The sequence below is a fragment of the Paenibacillus pinisoli genome (genome assembly GCF_003605435.1).
In the GTDB taxonomy this organism is placed as follows: Bacteria; Bacillota; Bacilli; order Paenibacillales; family Paenibacillaceae; genus Pristimantibacillus; species Pristimantibacillus pinisoli.
In genome coordinates this window covers 312,258-328,055 of the sequence record NZ_QXQB01000003.1, presented here as the reverse complement: position 1 = coordinate 328,055, position 15,798 = coordinate 312,258, and the positions used below count along the sequence as shown (strand labels likewise).

Annotated in this window: 10 protein-coding genes; 5 read left to right on the top strand and 5 right to left on the bottom strand. The window is 53.6% G+C overall.

From position 1 onward, the window contains the following. The first annotated feature begins 562 nt into the window (after positions 1-562). Both helD and D3P09_RS14960 read left to right on the top strand, forming a co-directional pair. On the top strand, positions 563-2,980 hold the full coding sequence (gene helD / locus D3P09_RS14965; protein WP_120111525.1) for an RNA polymerase recycling motor HelD: 2,418 nt from the start codon (positions 563-565) through the stop codon (positions 2,978-2,980). A 37-nt stretch (positions 2,981-3,017) separates the two neighbouring features. Next, positions 3,018-4,514, top strand: coding sequence for a DHA2 family efflux MFS transporter permease subunit (locus D3P09_RS14960; RefSeq protein ID WP_120111522.1), 1,497 nt, complete (start codon positions 3,018-3,020; stop codon positions 4,512-4,514). A 122-nt stretch (positions 4,515-4,636) separates the two neighbouring features. On the opposite strand, the gene D3P09_RS14955 is transcribed toward D3P09_RS14960, so the two are convergent. Both D3P09_RS14955 and D3P09_RS14950 read right to left on the bottom strand, forming a co-directional pair. Next, on the bottom strand, positions 4,637-5,392 hold the full coding sequence (locus D3P09_RS14955) for a DUF421 domain-containing protein (RefSeq protein WP_243644201.1): 756 nt from the start codon (positions 5,390-5,392) through the stop codon (positions 4,637-4,639). Positions 5,393-5,517: 125 nt separating this feature from the next. Then, positions 5,518-6,624 (bottom strand): ParB/RepB/Spo0J family partition protein, encoded by a 1,107-nt coding sequence (locus tag D3P09_RS14950; RefSeq protein ID WP_120112479.1) that lies wholly within the window; start codon positions 6,622-6,624, stop codon positions 5,518-5,520. Between the two features lie 195 nt (positions 6,625-6,819). Between D3P09_RS14950 and D3P09_RS14945 the strand changes: the two genes are divergently transcribed. After that, the gene (locus D3P09_RS14945) at positions 6,820-9,555 is read left to right on the top strand and encodes a hypothetical protein (protein WP_120111520.1); all 2,736 of its coding nucleotides are present in this window, start codon (positions 6,820-6,822) and stop codon (positions 9,553-9,555) included. Between the two features lie 1,375 nt (positions 9,556-10,930). Here the strand turns inward: D3P09_RS14945 and D3P09_RS27695 are convergent. After that, on the bottom strand, positions 10,931-11,797 hold the full coding sequence (locus D3P09_RS27695; RefSeq protein WP_165867449.1) for a DUF4358 domain-containing protein: 867 nt from the start codon (positions 11,795-11,797) through the stop codon (positions 10,931-10,933). Between the two features lie 88 nt (positions 11,798-11,885). Beyond that, on the bottom strand, positions 11,886-12,701 hold the full coding sequence (gene thiD / locus D3P09_RS14930; protein ID WP_120111514.1) for a bifunctional hydroxymethylpyrimidine kinase/phosphomethylpyrimidine kinase: 816 nt from the start codon (positions 12,699-12,701) through the stop codon (positions 11,886-11,888). 186 nt (positions 12,702-12,887) lie between these two features. Between thiD and D3P09_RS14925 the strand changes: the two genes are divergently transcribed. Beyond that, positions 12,888-13,400 (top strand): CYTH domain-containing protein, encoded by a 513-nt coding sequence (locus D3P09_RS14925; protein WP_120111511.1) that lies wholly within the window; start codon positions 12,888-12,890, stop codon positions 13,398-13,400. Between the two features lie 82 nt (positions 13,401-13,482). Further along, positions 13,483-14,247 (top strand): AAA family ATPase, encoded by a 765-nt coding sequence (locus tag D3P09_RS14920; protein ID WP_120111508.1) that lies wholly within the window; start codon positions 13,483-13,485, stop codon positions 14,245-14,247. A gap of 149 nt (positions 14,248-14,396) precedes the next feature. Here D3P09_RS14920 and D3P09_RS14915 read toward each other — a convergent pair whose 3' ends face one another. Then, positions 14,397-15,785 carry a DUF5808 domain-containing protein gene (locus D3P09_RS14915; protein WP_120111505.1) on the bottom strand — a complete coding sequence of 463 codons (1,389 nt, stop codon included), beginning with the start codon at positions 15,783-15,785 and terminating at the stop codon, positions 14,397-14,399. Positions 15,786-15,798 lie beyond the last annotated feature (13 nt).

Here is a 15,798-nt window from a genome sequence, read left to right as displayed (position 1 = left end):
TGTGTGGCACCGTTGTATCATCTCAAGTCGCAATTTCGAGTCTCTAAAGACGCTACACGTCGCTATATCCGAAATTTAGCGCTTTTAGTGCGTGTAACGGTGTGTGGCACCGTTACATTATCTCGAATCGTGATTTCGAGTCTCTAACGACGCTACACGTCGCTATATCCGAAATTTAGCGCTTTTGGTGCGTGTAACGTTGTGTGGCACCGTTGTATCATCTCAAGTCGCGATTTCGAGTCTCTAACGACGCTATACGTCGCTATATCCGAAACTCAGCGCTTTTTTTGCAATTAGCGGTGTGTGGCACCGTTTCATGATTTAGGCAAGGGGGAGGGGATCGAATCTGCCGCCCAATAAATTCATCTACATTTTTAATAAAATACACAAAAAACCAATTGAACGCAAAATAGCGCTATGATATAATCGATAGCGTCATTGACATTTCACAAAATGGATGTATTCAGTTTTATTCCCACTTTAATTGTACATCTTGAGTTTTGATTTGTCAATGCCCTTTTTTAACCCAGAAAAATGGAAAAAGGAGTGTGTTGATCGAGAGATGGATACAAACAATTGGCAGCAGGAGCAGAAGCGGCTGGATTGGGTCAGGAACAAGCTTCAGACGAGAATCAGCGAGCTGGAGCCGGAAGTTGGCGGCCTGTACGACCAGGCGGCGGATATCCGGAGGCGGTTTTGGGAAGAAGTGACGATCAACACAAGCACGTATGAAGATTTCGAAGAGTCCTTCTACTCGATTAACCAGCAATCGGCGATATTGGCGGAACGGGAGCGCGGCCACAAGCTCCTCAAGCAGCAATGGCGGAACATGAATCGTCTGCTTCCGTCCCCTTATTTTGGACGCATCGACTTTCAAGAGGAGGGCGCTAGCCAGAACGAGCAGATCTATATCGGCGTATCCTCCTTCGTAGACGATGACGGACTAAGCTTCCTAATTTATGACTGGCGTACGCCCATTGCGAGCATGTATTACGATTGCTCTCCGGGCCCGGCGGCCTATGTCACGCCGGTAGGGCAAATCGAAGGAGTGATGGAGCTCAAGCGCCAATATCAAATTCAAAACGGGCAAATCCGCAATATGTTCGACGCAAGCGAGACGATCGGAGATGAATTGCTGCAGCAGGTGCTTGGCAAAGGCGCGGACTCGCAAATGAAAAGCATTGTAGCCACGATTCAGAAAGAGCAAAATGCCATTATCCGCAATGACAAGAGCCGGATGCTAATCGTCCAAGGCGCCGCGGGGAGCGGCAAAACATCGGCGGCTTTGCAGCGTGTCGCGTATCTGCTGTACAAATACCGCGAGACGATAAAGGCTGATCAGATCGTGCTTTTTTCGCCCAATACGATGTTTGCCAGCTATATCTCCACCGTCCTCCCGGAGCTTGGCGAAGAGAATATGCAGCAGACGACCTTTCAAGAATATCTCGACTACTGGCTCGGTTCCACGCTGCAGCTGGAGGACCCGTTTGACGGGATCGAATATGTGCTGACTGCGCAAGAAGAGCCAGGCTATGAGGCCAGGCTGCAAGGGATGAAATACAAATCATCGGAGTCTTTCCTGCAAGACCTGCAGAACTACGGGAACTGGCTGGGCCGGGAAGGCATGCGATTCAAACCTATACGTTTTCGAAACCGCACACTGATCACCGCAGAGCGTATGCGGGCTGCATTTTACGATTATGAACGCTCCCTGCCCCTGTACAATCGAATCGCCCTGCTGCAGGAATGGCTGCTGGATGAGCTGACTTTGCTGGAACGCAAGGAACGAGCGGCGTCTTGGGTGGAGGAAGAGCTGAATTATCTGGACAATGAGCAATATGCGGAGGCATTCCGATCGCTGCATAAGGAGAAGGAGCTATTCGACCTGACGGAGCACTTCACCTCCGTTCGCGAGAAATTAATGAACAAGCGCCGGGAAGATGAAGGCGACTTTGACTTTGCCTCGAAGGAGGAAGACCTGCTTCGCCAAAGAGTGGCAAAGGAGAGCTTCAAACCGCTTAGGAAGGGTGTCCGAAAGTTCTCTTTTATCGATGTCAAAAGCATATATGGCCAGCTATTCGAGAGCGAGGCCGTTTATCGGGAGAGGACTAATCGGGAGGAGCTTCCTGCTCTGTGGCCTGAAATTTGCAGGCAGACCCGAGACAGGCTGGACGCGCAGGCATTGTATTACGAGGATGCGACTCCATATTTGTATTTAAAGGAACTGATTGAAGGCGTTCGGACGAATACGGAGGTTCGGCATGTCTTCATCGATGAGGGGCAGGATTATTCGCCGTTCCAATATGAATATGTGAGAAAGCTCTTTCCTCGCGCCCGGATGACGGTGCTTGGCGATTTCGGTCAGGCGATCTTCATGCAGGCTACAAGCCTGGACGCGTCGAATTCGCCGCTGGTTCGCCTCTATGGCGCAGATGAGACGACCCTGATCCGCCTGCTGCGCAGCTATCGCTCAACGAAAGAGATCGTTGAGTTTACGAAATTAATGCTTCCAGGCGGGGATGCCATTATGCCGTTCGACCGGAGAGGGCAAAAGCCCTTGCTGGCGACAATGGGGAGCGGCGAGAAGCGCACTGCGCAGGTGGCGGGAGATATCGCTTCGCTCATCGCCGAGGGCTACGACTCCATCGCCATCATTACGAAAACCGCAGCCGAAAGCCGCGAGGTGTATGACGCTCTGCGCATGCATGAAGTCGAGGCTCTGCAGCTCATTACGAAGGAAACGCCGGTTTTTGAGAAAGGAGTAATGGTTATTCCTGTGTACCTCGCCAAAGGTGTCGAGTTCGATGCGGTATTGGTCTGGGACGCTTCTACGGAGACTTACGGTCAGGAACACGAACGAAAGCTTCTCTATACGGCGTGCACGCGAGCTATGCACCGGCTTCATCTGTATACAACGGGAGACTGGTCGCCATTCGTGCAGGCGCTGCCTGCGGATTTATATGAGCAAGCTTCCTATTAATCGATATTAAGCTCAAATGAGCAGAAAGCAGGGATCTATGACTACTCTTAAGCCAACGAATCCGCCAGCACCAGAAGAAGGCAGCTTCTCGCTAAAAGCGATTCTGCCGCCGCTCATCGCGATTGTGGTCGGGATGATTATGGTTATTCTCGACAGCACAGTCGTCAACAACGCCATTCCAAAGCTAGTGGAATACTTCGACACCGATCTGAAGACGATTCAATGGACGATCACCGGCTATACGCTGGCTTTATCCGCCGTTATTCCGCTTGCAGGCTGGATGTCGGATAAATTCGGCATTAAGCAAATTTTTATGACGACAATAGCCCTATTCACGATCGGCTCTGTATTGTGCGGCATTGCGCAAACGCCGGAACAGCTGATCCTGTTCCGCATTATACAAGGCTTGGGGGGCGGAATGGTGGGACCGATCGGCATGGCTATGGTATTCAAGCTTGCGCCTCCGGAACGCCGCGGCTCCATTATGGGCGTGCTAGGCATCCCCATGCTGATTGCACCGGCATTCGGCCCGGTGCTGTCGGGATGGCTGGTCGATTCGGTCAGCTGGCACTGGATTTTCATGATCAATCTGCCTATCGGCATTATCGCTTTCATTCTCGGCTATAAATATTTGCCGAAGTCCGCCCGCCATGCCGCGCCGCATCTGGACATTATCGGCATGTGCCTTGCGCCGATTGCCTTCTCCATGCTGGCATTCGGCGTAAGCGAAGGCGGCACGAGCTGGACCAGCGCATCGGCCATTACAGGCTTGACCGTGGGCGGCATTGCGCTCATTCTATTCATCATCGTAGAACTGAGGCAGAAGCAGCCGCTGCTGGAGCTGAGAGCGTTCAAGTCGTCCGACTTTACACGCGGCATCGTCTTGACATGGGTCATACAGCTGGCATTGTTCGGCGCCTTGCTGATTGTGCCGCTCTATCTGCAAGGGGTCATGCATTATAGCGCGCTTGAGTCGGGCTGGATTCTAATGCCTTATGCCATCTGTGCTGCGATCGGTATGCCAATCAGCGGACGATTGTTCGACAAGATTGGCGCCCGCCCGCTCGCCATCTGCGGCTTATCCGTCGTGTCCATTGCCTTGTTCATCTTATCCGGCCTTTCAATGGATACTCCGTTATGGCTGATTATGGTGTGCATCTCCGTCATGGGTCTTGGCATGGGCTTCTCGATGATGCCGCTCAACACGCATGTTCTAAGCGCTGCGCCGCGTCATCTGGTAGGCCGTGTTACGCCGATGACCACTGCAGCCCAGCAGGTTGTCGTCTCATTCGCGGCTGCCGGCCTTACCGGCTATCTAACGTCGCAGATGACATTCCACGCCGCAAGGACGGGAGCGGAAACCAATCCGCTGACCGCCGTTGTTGCGGCTTACGGCGATACATTCTTCTTATCCGCATGCCTCGTATCGGCGGGAGTCGCGCTGACGCTTCTGCTCCGCAAGCCGAAGCAGCAGAAGGAGGAATCGGCAGCTGTCGGCGGAGACAGTCCGGAACCTGCGGTAATCGGACACTAGTTTTGACACTCGCTTGTATGCGAAACAGCCTTGGCCGGTTAACGGCCAAGGCTGTTTTTTGTGAGTGAGAGATGATGTCTTGTGGAATTGTAAGCTGCCGATTCTTTTCCCTGCTTGATGCTTTAACGGAAAAAAACTTCTACCGCAGGCTCCTGATGATAGGATGTGACGGTCAGTTTTTTGCTTTCGTCCAAGGTGGCGAAAAACACGCCCTCTATTTTTAGGTTCAGGCTGTTCAGTTCCTGCTCCAGCCATTCCTCGCTGAGATGGAGAGCGCCTAGCGTGAGCAACTGGGGCTTCCCTTCCTTCACGACTGCGTAAGAGAGGCCGAGCGAGCTATTCGGGATGCCAAGCATGGACGGCGTTGTCTCCTGATGTATCGCTTTCTTCAGGACGCTTAGCTCGCCGTTGCCCTCCAGAATCGCGACCTCGACCTGCGCGGCGTCGAATATGCTTTGTTCTCTCAGCATCCGTAAAATATCATCCACGCTATATTGAAGCTTCTTCAGGTTCTTGCGCAGGAACTGTCCGTCCTTTAATACGACGACGGGCTCGAAGGTCATCCATTTGCCGAACTTGCCGCTTTTGATCAGAAAGTAAGAAAACAGCTTCTGCATAATGCCAATCGCAATAATCGCAACAGCGGTATGGACATGCTGAACTCTTGGATCGGCAATATCGGCGCCCACCACCGAGCCGAGCGATAGGAAGATCAGAAAGTCGAAGACGGGCAGCTGTCCGATCGAGCGCCTCCCCATATACAAGGTGATCGCCAGGAGCAGCGGATAGATCGTATAGATGCGGCCGATGACGAGCAGCGAGTCTTTGAGAAAAGCCAGCTTGCATCCCTCCTGATCGAGCAGTTGGAACGGGAGCATCGCCATACCCGCTCCAGAATAAGGTGCTCCTGCGGGCTGGAAAATATGCGAAGAAGCAGGGCTTCTGTATGCGCGTAAAAGAATAGGCTGCCGGAGCCAAGGAGACTCCGTGCAGCCTATTCAGGTTACAGAAGCGCTTTCCACTGGGCGAGCTGCTTCTCTAATTGCGTGATGATGTCATCAATTTCATGCGGGAACAACACGCCGCCGTTAGCCTTGTCGAGAGCGATAAGCTGCGCGGCCAGCTCATCTTGCTGCTTCAGCTGCGCTTGCAATTGAGCGAGCAAATCGGCAGGCTGCGCGCTGACGGATGGAGCAGCAGCTTGCGCTGTGGCCTGCGCCGCAGCTGCGGAACCTGCAGCGGCAGCGGGCTCAGCTTGTCCCGCCGGATTCGGATGGGCTGGAGCGGCCGGCTTGCTCTCGGGCGGTGTTACGCTTGGGGCGGAGCCGGCTGCAGCTGGGCTGGCGCTTGGGGCGGCCGGCTTCTGAGGCTTAGGCTCCTCCTGCTGGCGGGCGCGCTCCTTCCGGTTCTGCTCATAGACCGACCAGGTTTCGATGAGTCCTGGTCCCGACTTCAGCAGCAGCTTTTCTTTGGTGCTGTCCGAGATCGTCTTGTCCTTGAACAGCTTGGCAATCTTCTTCACGTCGCTGACGGGAAGCTCGTCACGGGCGGCAATAAGCGCCAGCGGATCGCGATGCTCCATCGGCAGATCCTTCAGCGGCATGAGCTGATCCTCTGTCAGCTTGTCCTTGCGGATCTCGACGCCGCTGACGATCAGCTTTTTCACGGCATTGCTGAATTTCAGCAGCTCGCATTTATTTTTGATATAGCTTTCCGGCTTTCCGAGCTTTGCCGCCAGGAATTTAAGCGAGCTGCGGAATCTGGAATCATTCATCAGTTTATCAAAAGCTTCCGCTTCTTCAATCGGCGAGAAGCCTTCCCGGGTCAAATTCTCTGCAATCTGCTCCAGATAAATTTCCATTTCATCGGTTGTATTGCTGACGATGCAAGGAATGGTAGCGCGTCCGAGCCGCTCGGTCGCTTTGTAGCGTCTGTTACCATATATGATTTTGTAGCGTCCGTCCGAGGTCGTTCTTACTTTAATCGGCGACAGCAAGCCAAGCTCTTCGATGCTGCGCATGAGCTCTTGCAGCGCTTCCTCGTCGAACTGGTATCTGGGCTGATCTTTGTCTTCATCAATAAGCGCAATCGGAAGTTCAATGATATCCACGTTCATTCTCCTTCGTATCTGTCATTCTCGTATGGAGATGTCCGAATGGGACGACCCTATTATATACCAGACTACGCCGGACATGTAGAAGAAATTGGACTACACTCGTTTATTTTGTAAAAAAGTGTAACAATTTCAATATTTATACCGTCTACTAGGCTGCAAGCATTATTAAGAGCATAAGGAGAAGAGCGAATGATTCGACAAATGATTATGATGGCGCTCGTATCTGCAGTTATTATTTTGCTTCTGATTATTCCGGCATTGGAGAAGCCGGGGGATATGAATCAGCCTGCGCTTGAGGCTGTGGAAACTCCGCTTACGATAAACATAGCTCCGCCTGATCAGGCAGAGCAGCCTCTGTCAACGGTCGTGAAGGAGAGCGGCGAAGACGGTATTCCGCCGTTGAACGCATACTTGCAGCCGGCCGTAGGCGGTATCCGGTTGGTATTGGACAAGGGCGATGCTTTGTATATGAACAGCGTGGCTGAAGACGCAATGGGGAATATGGCGGTTCATATGGTGGAGAGGGAGGTCGAAACGGGTGATCACGAACGGAGATGGGTGAAGCAGTATGATCTTGTCGTCGTTCGGCCAGATAGCGGCCAAGTTGATACATTCCCTTTGTATACGGAAGAACAAGAAATAAAGCATTATTACTATCCCAAGGTCAAGATTCTGAACGAGCATGAAGTGATGTTTATTAGACGCTTGATGGAAGGAGAGGTCATACAATACCAGCTTGTCGTGCTTCAATTGGGCAGCGGGAATTTGCTCACTCTCCCAGTCTTTTGGAAGGTTCATCCGGACAGCGACGAGGAACGCGACTTTCTGCTAAGCGCCCACTATGAATGGAATGAGAGGGGACATGTAGTTGAGGTCATGCTGACGAGCTATGAGGGCAAGAGATGGCTGATGGACCTGGAAGGGTTCAAGCTCATTGGGCATAGAGGCCAGACCTACCCAGCGACGGGTGATGCCGGCAGCGGCGGCCCGTCCAGGCCGCTCATGTACCCGACGCCTGACCTGGAGAGATTCGCCTACTCTTTTACAGCAAAAGATCCAATCGATATCAGCAATCACTTTATGGTTGCGGATTCGAAAAGCGGCAAGATATTCAAGCTGTTCAGTATCGACGATGGCATGCAGCTGTCGGATTCGGGCTTGGTATGGAATAAAGAAAGCAGCCGATTTTTTCTGGAATATGCGAAGAAAGGCGAGGAGATGGGGGTCAATTATGACAGCGGACCCGTTGTTTTCGCGCAGCACATTGCCTTTTATGATGCGAATGGAGAGAGGTCGCGAGTGCTTCATGCCGGGAGCGGTGAGCGGCTCAGCGTGTACGATTGGCTGGACGAGCATCGCTTGTTAATTGAGAGCTATCGCCCGGTAGAGAGATCAAGGGCAGTCTGGAGCAAAGGCGACATCGTCTATAAAGAATATGATGTGCGTACTGGCAAGCTAGCGGCTTACCGCATGGAGCAGGACGCAACCAAGCTGGCAAACGGCGAGACGCTGACGCTCCGGACTGCTGGAGGAACCTATGATTCCAAGGCTTTCGTATACCTTGATCAGCAGAGCAAACGGATATGGACGCCGGATGTGAAGGGGTGGACGCATCATACCGGCGGAAGCTTGTATATCAACGTGGCCGATGCTGACATGCAGAGGCGCATTTTTGAATGGAATGAAGAGACTAAGTCGCTGCGTATGGTATACAGCACAAACTCGTCGGAGCAGCAGCTGTACCAGGTGGCTGGCAATTGGCTCATGTTCAAGGATCGCAATGAAAGCTCCTATTATTATATGAATACGCGGGCGGAGCCGGAGCGCAATACGGAGGGGCTGCCTCTCTTGCCGGGTGAAATGGCCCGTAAACCTTCGGCGGATTGGTGGAAGGAGAATCACGATACCTTGGTTCGACTGCCCGGCAATGAGATTCGCGCAATGGGCAAGAGCCGCTACGGCACGCTGCAGGTAAGATCTCAAGAAGGGGAGCTTGAGCAATATAAGGGAGCGCGGCGGTATTTTGGACGATATGATGTAGAGTTCATTAATGCTGCCGGACAAAAAGTCAGTCTTCCTGCTTTGGAAGAGACGGAGCTTCTGTTGGAACAGCCTGTTGGAGAGATGAAGGTGTGGTCAATGGACGGATACGATCTCGTTATGCTGCTGACGCATCAGTCCCGGATTAATATTAGCTATGATAGTGGAACTAGCAATGTATATGCCTTTGCAGTGACGGAGAAGGGGGAAGCAACGCCGCTGACATTCCGCTACGCGGGCACGGGAGGGGTTCAATTAGCGGAGTCGATATGCATTATGAATCAGGAATCGGCAGTTGGCGTCTCAGGGCAAACGGCAATTATGCAGTCCTACGTGGGTGACAAGCGCATGGAGTTAACCTGGAGGGCAGATACCGGGGCCAAGACGCTTACGCTGACTGCGCTCGAGGACCGGACGAAGGAGTATGAAAGCATCCGCACGGTCGTGGAGCGATATGCCAACCGGCTGGAGCAGGCGCTGGGACTGACTGATATTGCGCTGCCGGAAGGCAAGATGGACGGGGTAAAGCTGCGTTCGTTATTTACGGAGAAGGCTTGGCATAATCCTGGCTTCCAGCGGCTCAAGACGGACTTCGCGAAGCTGGAGAAGGAGGGGAATCCGTCGCGCGCTTTTGCCTTGCAGCCGGTCAACGCGCGGTTTGACGAATACGGTAATATCCGTGTTACCTTTGCGTTTAATTTGTTCTATGCGGTGGGATGGGTTGCCCATCTCGATGCACTATTGAGGCTGGATGAGTTTGAATGGACCTTCCATGACTTTGGCACGCTGCGAACCGAATATTCGGAGGGCTACACGGAGCTGGATAGCAACCTGGGTATGAAAGGGTACAATGGTCTGGTCATTCAGAACGCTTTGGAGCGGTGAGGTGGAGTTAGGGAGCGCCGTGAGGCGTCGTTAGAGGAGCAGATTCGGCGGATGGAGCGATGTAGCGCCGCGTGGCGTCGTTAGAGGAGCAGATTCAGCGAATGGAGCGATGTAGCGCCGTGAGGTGTCGTTAGAGGAGCGGATTCGGCGGATGGAGCGGTGTAGCGCCGCGAGGCGTCGTTAGAGGTGGAAATGCGGCGGATGTAGCGATGTAGCGCCGCGTGGCGTCGTTAGAGGAGCAGATTCAGCGAATGGAGCGATGTAGCGCCGTGAGGCGTCGTTAGAGGAGCAGATTCGGCGGATGGAGCGGTGTAGCGCCGTGAGGTGTCGTTAGAGGAGCGAATCCGGTGGATGGAGCGATGTAGCGCGAATGGAGCGGTGTAGCGCCGTGAGGCGTCGTTAGAGGAGCAGATTCAGCGAATGGAGCGGTGTAGCGCCGCGTGGCGTCGTTAGAGGAGCAGATTCGGCGGATGGAGCGGTGTAGCGCCGTGAGGCGTCGTTAGAGGAGCAAACTCGCGTATGGAGCTGTATAGCGCCGTGTGGCACCGCTAGAGGAGCGAATTAAGCGGATGGAGCTGTATAGCGCCGCGTGACACCGTTAGAGGAGCAAATTCGGTGGATGGAGCGATGTAGCGCCGTGAGGCGTCGTTAGAGGAGCAGATTCAGCGAATGGAGCGATGTAGCGCCGTGAGGTGTCGTTAGAGGAGCGGATTCTGCGAATGCAGCGGTGTAGCGCCGAGTGACGTCGTTAGAGGAGCAAATTCTGCGAATGGAGCGTTGTAGCGCCGTGAGGCGTTGTTAGAGGAGCAAATTCGGTGGATGGAGCGGTGTAGCGCCGTGAGGTGTCGTTAGAGGAGCAAACTCGCGTATGGAGCTGTATAGCGCCGCGTGGCGTCGTTAGAGGAGCAAATTCTGCGAATGGAGCGGTGTAGCGCCGCGTGGCACCGTTAGAGGAGCAGATTCGGTGAATGGAGCGATGTAGCGCCGTGAGGCGTCGTTAGAGGAGCAAATTCGGCGTATGGAGCGATGTAGCGCCGCGTGGCGTCGTTAGAGAGACATATTCAGCGAATGTAGCGATGTAGCGCCGTGAGGCGTCGTTAGAGGGACAAATTCGGCGGATGGAGCGGTGTAGCGCCGTGAGGCGTCGTTAGAGGAGCAAATTCTGCGAATGGAGCGGTGTAGCGCCGTGAGGCGTCGTTAGAGGAGCAAACTCGGCGTATGGAGCGATGTAGCGCCGCGTGACGTCGTTAGAGGAGCAAATTCTGTGAATGGAGCGAAGCGCGGAGCAAATCAAAGAGGCTGTCCCGGAGGATCAACACTGTTGACCTGGGAGACAGCCTCTTTATGTATACCGCAGTTTTAGGCGCAAGTTCTCTTACTTGAAGAAGCTATCAAAAACCTTCTTGATCGCCTCTTGATCGTGGGAGATCGAAAGCATCACGTAGTTGCCCTGACGCACAATTTGGTAGTTTTTTGCGTCCTCGTGCTGGTCCGGCAAATACTGCGAGAACGTCTTGATGATGTCCTCGGCGCGCTTGGTCAGACCTTCTTTGACAGCATCATAATGCTTGTCCGACTTCAGCTTCACAACCACGAGCTCCGTCGCTTTTGTGTTCATCATCGCCTGGTTATAGGAACCCTCGGCAATCAGCTCGCTCGGATCAAAATAATACGAATCCTTCACCTGCTCGCCCGATACGGACAACAGCATCGGCAGTTCAACTTCTTCTTTGATCTTGTCGACGATTTCGGAAGTTTTCACATTAACGGAAGCTTCCGGCTTCTGCGATGGCTTCGGCTTCTCGGTAGGCTTCACAGTCGGCTTGGGTGACGGCTTTTGGCTTGGTGTCGAGGTCGACGGCTTTTCAGCTGGCTTGGAGCCTGGTTTCTCAGACGGCTTTACTGTTGGTTTTGCTGTAGGCTTCGGTGTCGGCTTCGCCGTTGCGGATGCTTCCGCAGATGGCTTCGCTGTTGCAGACGGTGCAGCGCTCTCTTGCGAGGGCTCATCCGTAGCAGGCGTCTCGGAGGCTTGCAGCTCCGCTTCGCCAGATGGATCTGGCGAACCGTCTGCGTCTTCACCGCTCGTGGCGCCTCCAGAATCAGGCGTTGCCGATGCGGTCACATTCGGGCTGGCATCTGCGTTGCCGGCTTCTTTGCCGCTCCCATTGCTGCAGCCTGCCAATAATGACAATGCAATGGCCAGGGCAGCCGCCGTCTTGAATAGCTTCTTGTTGTTGATCATGCTGTTCTCTCCTTCATCTCTTGAAGTCGAACAACTAGACGGTCGGATGCTTAGAAAGGTTGCAGAAATTGAGAGTATATCTATCAGTTCATTGCAATCGGCGATAGGCAAAATGATTGGTAGGTCCGTGGCCTGCCCCAATCTGGAGCGAATGCTGGATAGCGGCGTGGATGAACGCTTTTCCAAGATCGACTGCGTCATAAGCGTTCATGCCCTGAGCTAGTCCGGCGGTTATCGCCGCCGAGAAGGTACAGCCGGTGCCATGCGTATGGCGTGTATCGATGCGCGGATGCTCCCAGTAACGATACGTTGTGCCGTCATACAGCATATCGACGACCAAGTCGCGCGTAGAGGGATCATGTCCGCCTTTCAGCAGCACATTTTTACTGCCCAACTGATGCAATCGGCGGGCCGCCTCTTCCCGGTCGTTCAAGCTCAAGATACGCATATCCGTCAGCACTTCGGCCTCCGGAATATTCGGCGTAATCATGAAGGATAACGGGATTAGCTTCGCAATCAGGGCCGACAACGCTTCGCGTTGCAGCAGGGAGGTGCCTCCTTTTGCAATCATGACAGGGTCAATGACAAGCTGGGGCAGCTTGTAGCGGGCTATTTGGTCAGCGACGGCTGTTATGATAGAGGCATGGGCCAGCATGCCCGTCTTGACGGCATCGGGCGGCAGGTCATCGCCAATTGAGCGCAGCTGCTCGGCAACGGCATTTGCTTCCATCGGATAGACGGCTTGCACGCCAAGCGTATTCTGCGCGGTAATCGCTGTGACCGCTGACATCCCGTATACGCCCAGCTCCTGAAAGGTTTTCAGATCAGCCTGAATGCCCGCGCCGCCGCCGCTGTCCGAGCCGGCTATCGTTAACGCTTTGCGGATGACGGTTGCAGATGACATAGTGGAATTTCCTTTCCTCACACATAGATTAGCTATTATTGTATCAGTGCGGGACGCCTGTCGAAATGTATTTTTTATAAACGCCGGGCAGCGCGGTTGATTCGGTTTGGCGAATTTGGTAGTTTGGAGAATAAGCAATTACAGCAATTATCGAGAGAAGCAATCACAGAGGAGAAGTGAACTCGTATGTCATTGGAAATAGAACGCAAGTTTTTATTGCCGCGTTACCCGGCGGCGCAGATTGAAGCGGGAGAACTGATTCTCCAATCGGAGCAGCGCATCGAGCAGACATATCTGGCAATGGATGAAAATGAAGAGCTGAGAGTCCGCAGGCTGACTGATCTGGCGACAGGCCAGGTGTCCCACACGCATACGTTCAAGAGCGGCAACGGACTTGTGAGAGAAGAAGTGGAGTACAGCATATCGGGAAGCATTTATGAGCAGGTAACCCAGGCCTTCGGCTTTATGCCGCTGACCAAAAACCGGATTACCGCATCATGGAACGGCAGAACGGTTGAGATCGACACCTACGACCAAATTCAGCTGTCTGTGCTTGAAGTGGAGTTCCCTTCCTTGGAGGAAGCTAACTCCTTCCAGGCGCCGGAATGGTTCGGGGAGGACATCAGCTCGCAGAAGCAATACAGCAACAAGACGGTATGGAAGCAGCTGCAGGGAGAGAAGTGGCAAGAGAAGCAGTAAAGGAAGCTGTAAGAGAAGCAGTAAAAGTAGTGGCAAGAGGAATAGGTTAGCGGGCGATAAAATATTAAAGGAGCGATGAAGCATGTCTATACATGAACGAAGCGGGTTCCTGCGCAAAATTGCCCTGCTGAGGGATAGCGTGCCTTCCTTCCGCCAATATCCCTTCAGCCTGAATGCGGTGCGAGAGCTGGATGAGCTGGAGTTTCACCCGAAAGTGACTTACCTGGTCGGCGAAAACGGGTCGGGCAAGTCGACGCTGATGGAGGCGATCGCAGTTGCGCTCGGCTTTAATGCGGAGGGCGGCACGGTCAACTTCACCTTCCAGACCGAAGCGACGCATTCGGAGCTGCACCAGTATTTGAAGCCGGTTCGCGGCGCAAAAAGGCCGAAAGACGGCTTCTTCTTCCGGGCTGAAAGCTATTATAATCTGGCGACGAACATAGACGAGATGGATCGCGAGGGTGTGGGGATGGGGCCGCCAATCATATCTTCCTACGGCGGAAAGTCGCTCCACCAGCAATCGCACGGGGAATCGTTCTTCTCTACCTTCCTCCACCGATTTGGCGGCAACGGGCTGTATATTCTCGATGAGCCCGAGGCGGCGCTGTCGCCGTCCAGACAGATGGCGCTGCTCGCCCGCATGCATGATTTGATTCAAGACAACTCTCAGTTTATTATTGCGACTCACTCGCCAATCGTCATGGCTTATCCGGATTCCGTTATATATGAGCTGACTGCTGATGGAGTTAACACGACGACTTGGGAGGAGACGGAGCATTACATCATTACGAAGCAATTTCTGAACAATCGGGACCGGCTGCTGAAGGATTTGCTGAACGAAGAATAGGGATCGGATAAACAAATAAAAAGCTGGCCCCGAAGGGCCAGCCGGCATTTACTAAAGCGATTAAAATATGATTCCGGATATGAGGTGTAAACCAGGGGCTGCTTGCTTAGAGGCGTAGCCGCACCAACGCTCCATAATAACAGGCCGCTTTAAAGTCCAGACGCTTTCTTCAGCTCCTGATAGAGAGCTCTTGTCTTGGCTGGCTCTTCATCGTTGTAGATGACCACCAAGTCATCCAGTTTCATTACAATGTATGGCGGCGTCTTCTTGAATACATAGAGCTTGGCAGGGCCAAGCTCAGCCAGCTTGAAGTTGCCTCTCGCATAAGCTGAGGTCGCCATGCCATTCGTGCGGAAGCCTGTCGGCACAGCATCCTCCAGCGTCAGCTCCTTGATCTCGTCGAGCTCGAAGCTGTAGGCATATTCGGTATTTTTGATCGATACCGTTCCCTGGTCACTAATCCGCAGCTGCGGCGGAGAAGCATCCGCCCGGATCATCAAGATGATAACGGGCAGGACGATGACGGCAACAAGCACAAGGCTTCCGTAATAAATCCGCTTGCCGCCTTTGGCGGCCAGATTGACGGTGGTTCCGGTGCCGACGCGCTTCTGCACCATGATGGACTTGTCCTCCGGATTGTAATAGGACAAGCCATGCCTCCAGTGAAGGTCGTCGTCTTCTGCATAGTAGCCCTTGCCGTCGGTGCTGCCGAAGCGGTATTCCAGCTCCTTGACGCGGTTGTGCACGTAATAGATGCCAAGCAGGGGAACGAGCGAGACCATGGCGATGCCGCCCATCCATAGGTTGATATGAATCATCGTTCCTTCAGAAAGCACGTTATAGGCGATAAAAGCATTGGCGACCTCGAAGATCGCCAGCAGCAGCCATAAGATCGACCAATACCGTCTAGCCGCATGATGAATGGCATTGTTGGCAACCGGGTTCCGGCTGTAGGCCCGCGCCTTGCCGTGGGTGAAGCTGAGCGACAGCAGCAGCAGAATGCCGGTCATGGCCAGAGAGGCGAAGCCGGTCAGGCGCAGCAGCGGATTGTCATGCGAGATCGACAAGGCGATCAGCGGAATGCTCAGAACGGCGGGCAGGATGAACCAATAAGGCGACCAAGGCTTCATGGCTGCCAGTCGGGCAATGTCCTTATCGACCGATATGTACCGCTTCTTGCCGACAAACCATTGCTCATCCCTTTTCAGCGCGACGGCCTTGTGATGGATGGTTTTAAATGGTACGGTGGAGGTGTACATGACACCTGCGACCCACAAGAAGAAGTAGATGAAAGATAACGTGAAATACGAGCCGAGCCATAGCAAAGGGGCAAGCCCGAGCAGCGCGGCGCCGGCGTACCAGCGGTACGACTTGCGGAATTGCGCTTGGAGCGCGGCGATACGCGGGTCCGAATGCGCAGCTTCAGCAAGCTTAAGGCCGAACAGGATGCCGTTCTTCGGCTTCGACTGCGTCCCGTATACGATCAGAACGGAAATATATACGATCAGACCCGGAATAAGCAAGATCAATGTGTCCAATATTCTACCTCCC

What these genes read in the sequence shown, in the direction of transcription:
- D3P09_RS14925 (WP_120111511.1), top strand. Translation starts at nt 12,888, where the DNA reads ATGTCATTGGAAATAGAACGCAAGTTTTTATTGCCGCGTTACCCGGCG.
- thiD (WP_120111514.1), bottom strand. Translation starts at nt 12,701, where the DNA reads ATGTCATCTGCAACCGTCATCCGCAAAGCGTTAACGATAGCCGGCTCG.
- D3P09_RS14960 (WP_120111522.1), top strand. Translation starts at nt 3,018, where the DNA reads ATGACTACTCTTAAGCCAACGAATCCGCCAGCACCAGAAGAAGGCAGC.
- helD (WP_120111525.1), top strand. Translation starts at nt 563, where the DNA reads ATGGATACAAACAATTGGCAGCAGGAGCAGAAGCGGCTGGATTGGGTC.
- D3P09_RS14920 (WP_120111508.1), top strand. Translation starts at nt 13,483, where the DNA reads ATGTCTATACATGAACGAAGCGGGTTCCTGCGCAAAATTGCCCTGCTG.
- D3P09_RS14945 (WP_120111520.1), top strand. Translation starts at nt 6,820, where the DNA reads ATGATTCGACAAATGATTATGATGGCGCTCGTATCTGCAGTTATTATT.
- D3P09_RS14955 (WP_243644201.1), bottom strand. Translation starts at nt 5,392, where the DNA reads ATGCTCCCGTTCCAACTGCTCGATCAGGAGGGATGCAAGCTGGCTTTT.
- D3P09_RS27695 (WP_165867449.1), bottom strand. Translation starts at nt 11,797, where the DNA reads ATGATCAACAACAAGAAGCTATTCAAGACGGCGGCTGCCCTGGCCATT.